The organism is Mesorhizobium sp. M7A.F.Ca.CA.003.01.2.1 (assembly GCF_003998945.1).
In the GTDB taxonomy this organism is placed as follows: Bacteria; Pseudomonadota; Alphaproteobacteria; order Rhizobiales; family Rhizobiaceae; genus Mesorhizobium; species Mesorhizobium ciceri.
Window position 1 is genome coordinate 1 of sequence record NZ_RZRA01000581.1, and the last position, 3,635, is coordinate 3,635.

At 64.0% G+C, this 3,635-nt stretch carries 4 protein-coding genes and 1 pseudogene; 3 read left to right on the top strand and 2 right to left on the bottom strand.

Going from position 1 to position 3,635, the window contains the following annotated elements:
• The 3 genes and pseudogenes from EN969_RS21505 to EN969_RS21515 form a co-directional block, all read left to right on the top strand.
• Positions 1–409 (top strand): annotated as a pseudogene (locus EN969_RS21505) (aspartate aminotransferase); the annotation flags it as partial.
• 162 nt (positions 410–571) lie between these two features.
• Positions 572–1,810 (top strand): MFS transporter, encoded by a 1,239-nt coding sequence (locus tag EN969_RS21510; RefSeq protein ID WP_063169513.1) that lies wholly within the window; start codon positions 572–574, stop codon positions 1,808–1,810.
• Between the two features lie 51 nt (positions 1,811–1,861).
• Positions 1,862–2,170 (top strand): NIPSNAP family protein, encoded by a 309-nt coding sequence (locus EN969_RS21515; protein ID WP_063169514.1) that lies wholly within the window; start codon positions 1,862–1,864, stop codon positions 2,168–2,170.
• 100 nt (positions 2,171–2,270) lie between these two features.
• Here the strand turns inward: EN969_RS21515 and EN969_RS21525 are convergent, their stop codons facing one another.
• Together EN969_RS21525 and EN969_RS21530 are read right to left on the bottom strand one after the other, a co-directional pair.
• Positions 2,271–2,984: a glutamine amidotransferase gene (locus EN969_RS21525; protein WP_024503038.1), complete on the bottom strand. Its 714-nt coding sequence runs from the start codon at positions 2,982–2,984 to the stop codon at positions 2,271–2,273.
• 15 nt (positions 2,985–2,999) lie between these two features.
• Positions 3,000–3,479: a TerB family tellurite resistance protein gene (locus EN969_RS21530; RefSeq protein ID WP_013528912.1), complete on the bottom strand. Its 480-nt coding sequence runs from the start codon at positions 3,477–3,479 to the stop codon at positions 3,000–3,002.
• Positions 3,480–3,635: the final 156 nt, after the last annotated feature.

Sequence of the window (3,635 nt, forward strand, 5' to 3'; positions counted from 1 at the left end):
GCTTCAGGAAAAATTCCTCGCCGCAAAGGAACAGATCGGCATCTGCGGCAGCGTCATCGACGAAGGCATTGCCCGCGGCATGCTCGAGCGCCGGGATGCCTTCCTGGCGACACTGCTGCCCGAAATGGCCAAGCGCCGCGACATCGTCCAGGCCTGGATCGACCGCGAACCGCTGGTCGACTGGATCAGGCCCGAAGGCGGTGTCGTCGGCTTCCCGCGCCTCGATATCGAACCCGGCTTCGACCTCGACCGGTTCTATGCGAACCTGCTGGAGAACCATGGAACCTATGTCGGACCCGGCCACTGGTTCGAGATGGAAAAACGCTTCTTCCGCGTCGGCTTCGGCTGGCCGACGGAAGCCGAATTGCGCGGCGGCCTCGACGCCATCTCCGTCGCGCTGCGGCAGTAACTTCCGCGTGCCGGCGATGGAGCAGGCTGAAAATTCCTTGATCCAGCACTGATTCTGACGCATATCCGCGGCGAACTGAGCTAAAAGTTCCGCCAGCCGGACCAGCGCCCATCGTGGAAGTGCCCCGCCAGCTGACGCCACTGCAATGGGGCCTCTTAAATCATGACCGCCGAACAGATATCACCGGACCAGCGCTATGCCGCGTTCCGCCACCGCTCCTTCCTGAGTTATTGGGCGGCGCGTTTCCTCACCACATTCGCCACCATGATCGTGTCCGTCGCGGTCGGCTGGCAGATGTACGATTTGACCCGCGACCCGCTCGATCTCGGCCTGGTCGGCATCGTCCAGTTCCTGCCGTCGCTGCTTCTGGTGCTGGTCACCGGTGTCGCCGCCGACCGCTTCGGCCGCCGCCTGATCATGGCGCTGGCGGTCGTGGTGGAGGCGATGTGCGCGCTGGCGCTGCTGTTCCTGGCGCTGCGCGGCATCAGCGGGCCGCTGCCGATCTTCTGCGTGCTTGCCATGTTCGGCGTCGCCCGCGCCTTCTTCGGTCCGGCCTCGGCCTCGCTGTTCGCCAATCTGGTGCCGCCTCAGGATTTCGCCAACGCCATCGCCTGGAATTCATCGGCCTGGCAGACGGCGACCATCGTCGGACCCGTCGCCGGCGGCCTGCTCTACGGCGTGTCGCCGGAAGCGGCCTACGGAACCGCCGCTGTCCTGATGCTTGTGTCCGGGCTGCTGATCTTCACCATCCCGAAGCCGTCGCAGCGCACCGAGTCGGACAAGCCGACGATGCAGCACCTGCTCGGCGGGTTCAGCTATATCTGGAGCGAGAAGATCGTGCTCGGCGCCATCTCGCTCGATCTGTTCGCCGTGCTCCTGTCCGGCGCCTCGGCGCTGCTGCCGGTCTATGCGCGCGACATCCTCCAGCTCGGCCCGTGGGGCCTCGGCCTGCTGCGCTCGGCGCCCAGCATCGGCGCCATTTGCGTCGCCATCTGGCTGGCCGGGCATCCACTTCGCAACCACGCGGGCATGATCATGCTGGCCGCTGCAGCCTCGTTCGGCGCCTTCACCGTGGTTTTCGGCCTGTCGACCATCACCTGGCTGTCGATCGTGGCATTGGTCTTCCTTGGCGCCACCGATATGTTCAGCGTCTACATCAGGGAGACGCTGATCCAGCTGTGGACGCCCGACGAGGTGCGCGGCCGCGTCAACGCCGTCAACCAGGTCTTTGTCGGCGCCTCCAACGAGGTCGGCGAATTCCGGGCCGGCACGATGGCCGCGCTGATCGGCACGGTGCCGGCCGTGGTGATCGGCGGCATCGGCGCCATCGCCGTCGCGGGCCTGTGGGTGGTGCTGTTCCCGCAACTGCGCAAGGTGCGCCACCTCAACGGGCGCAACTGATCTTCCCACGGTTGACAGCCGACATGCCTAGCCCATGCCACAGGAGCTCTCATGATCACTTGCTACCTGAAATACGTCATCGACCCCTACAAGCTTGCCGAGTTCGAAGATTATGGTCGTCGCTGGATAGCTCTGGTCAACCGCCTCGGCGGAAACCATCACGGCTATTTCCTTCCAAGCGAAGGGGCGAGCAACATCGCCTATGCCATGTTCAGCTTTCCGAGTCTTGCCGACTACGAGGACTATCGCAAACGGATGGCTGCCGACCCGGAATGCCAGGACGTGTTCGAAATGGAAAAGCGCAATCGCAGCATTCTCAGCTATGAGCGCAGCTTCCTGCGGCCGGTGCTCGAACCTTAATGCATGTCGCCCAAAAGTGGCCCCGGTTTTGGGAGAACGACATGCATGAAGACAAAGACCTAAAGCGGGTCGCCTGAAATCCGTTCAGACGACGGTTTAGCTATCTGCTCGACTTGCCGAAGATCATCCGCAAAAACTCGTCCAGCCAGCGCTTGAGATGCATGTCCCAGATCAGCCGGCCGCCGAGATGATCGCGGCCGGGCTGGGCACCGGGCAATTCGAAGCGATGCGCGCCGCGCACCACCCAGCGCTGCATCATCACCCTGGTCAGTTCGCCATGGAACTGGATGCCCCAGGCATTGTCGCCGTAGCGGAAGGCCTGGTTGGGATAGGTTTCGGCCGTCGCCAGCAGCGTCGCGTCCCTGGGCAGCGAAAAACCCTCGCGGTGGAACTGGTAGACCATCTCCGGCCAGTGCATCAGTTGCTTGCCGGCTTCGGTCGCCTTCAGGGGATACCAGCCAACCTCGACCAGCCCTTCACCATGACCCTCGACCTTGCCGCCGAGACAGTTGACCAGCATCTGCGCACCGAGACAGATGCCGAGACATGGCCGGTTCTCCCTCAGCGGTATTTCCAGCCAGTTGGTCTCGCGGCGGACGAACTCGTCGTCGTCATTGGCGCTCATCGGGCCGCCGAACACCACCGTGCCGGCGTGGTCGTCCAGTGTTTCGGGCAAGGCGTCGCCAAGCGGCGGCCGGCGGATGTCGAGATCGAAACCCTCTTCCAGCAACATGTGGCCGACACGTCCCGGGCTCGAACTCTCCTGATGCAGCACGATCAGGATCTTTGGCTTCGAACTCGTCTGGCGTGGCATGGGAAGGCGAAGATCCTATTCGTCGCTCGATGTTCCGGTGGCGCCGGGCGCGTGCGCCGCCGCCTTGCGGCGCGCCTCGACGCGGTCGTGGCGTTCGACGCCGATCAGCTCGGCGACGCGCCAGACGGTGTTGTCCTCGAGCTCGTGCAACTCGCCGTCGGCATAGACGATTTCCCACATCAGGCCGATGAAAGCCTTGCGCGCATCGGCATCGAGATGGCGCTTCAAGACGCTGGTGAAGGCGTAGAGATCGATCGCCTCATTGTCGGCCCGCTCGCCGGCAGCGGCCAACGCTTCGAGTTCCGCGCCACTGATCGAATAGCTCTCGGCCAGCACCGCCTTGAACCGCTCCCACTCGACATCCTGGCGCACGCCATCGGCGTTCATCACATGGTAGAGCAGCGCCGAGGCGGCGACACGCGGATCGTCCGTGCTGGCATGCGTGCCGGCACCGGCCGGCAAATCCCTGAGAAACGACAGAACGCGTTCAAACATAGATCCATACCCCAACGGCCTGACGGCCTGCCCAACTCAAAACAACCGAAACCGGCGCGGCGATTTCTCCGCTTCCTCGTCCGGATCGACGCCGGGATCGTCCGGCAGCCGCGCAAGCTCCTCGGCCGGCTCGACGCCTTCGGCATCGCTCGGCAC

Excerpts from the sequence above, each read along its gene's own strand:
- EN969_RS21515 (WP_063169514.1), top strand. The coding sequence starts at position 1,862 with ATGATCACTTGCTACCTGAAATACGTCATCGACCCCTACAAGCTTGCC.
- EN969_RS21525 (WP_024503038.1), bottom strand. The coding sequence starts at position 2,984 with ATGCCACGCCAGACGAGTTCGAAGCCAAAGATCCTGATCGTGCTGCAT.
- EN969_RS21510 (WP_063169513.1), top strand. The coding sequence starts at position 572 with ATGACCGCCGAACAGATATCACCGGACCAGCGCTATGCCGCGTTCCGC.
- EN969_RS21530 (WP_013528912.1), bottom strand. The coding sequence starts at position 3,479 with ATGTTTGAACGCGTTCTGTCGTTTCTCAGGGATTTGCCGGCCGGTGCC.